General features: G+C 61.4%; 1 protein-coding gene. It reads left to right on the top strand.

Going from position 1 to position 511, the window contains the following annotated elements:
• Positions 1-511: alpha-2-macroglobulin family protein (locus tag NRB16_RS29370; protein ID WP_306456563.1), on the top strand; the 511-nt coding region annotated here is incomplete at both ends.

The raw sequence follows: 511 nt of genomic DNA, 5'->3' as shown, positions 1-511 counted from the left end.
CGCTGGCGCATCACGGCCCGGGCCATCGACCAGAACGGTCAGGTCGGGCAGAAAAAGCAGTTTGTACGGTCGGAAAAACCGTTGTACCTGAAATGGAGCGGTCCGACGCGGTTCCGCGCAGGCGACCAGCCTGATCTGGGTGTGTTCGCTTTCAGCCAGGCGGATAAACCCGTCAAGGCCGAGCTGGTGACGCATTATGCCGGTACCGAGCAGCGTGTGCCTGTCACCCTGAACAAGGGTATCAACTACATCGCGCTGCCAGGGTTTGCACTGGCCAGTGGCGAGTGGACGGCGCAACTGGTTCAGGACGGAAAAGTCGCCGATGCCCTGGCTGTGAACCTGACTGCGACCGGTGAAGGCTGGCAGGTGACGCAAAACCAGAGCCTGGACGCAATCAGTGGCGACAATCCGCTGACCTTGCCCGGCGATGCAACCGGTATTCGCCTGCGCCTGGATGACAGCCCGCAAGCGCTGTTCCGTTCGGCCCTCGACGATATGCTGAGCTATCCCT

The organism is Pseudomonas sp. LJDD11 (assembly GCF_024584215.1).
Classification (GTDB): Bacteria; Pseudomonadota; Gammaproteobacteria; order Pseudomonadales; family Pseudomonadaceae; genus Aquipseudomonas.
This window is presented reverse-complemented; position numbering and strand designations above follow the sequence as displayed.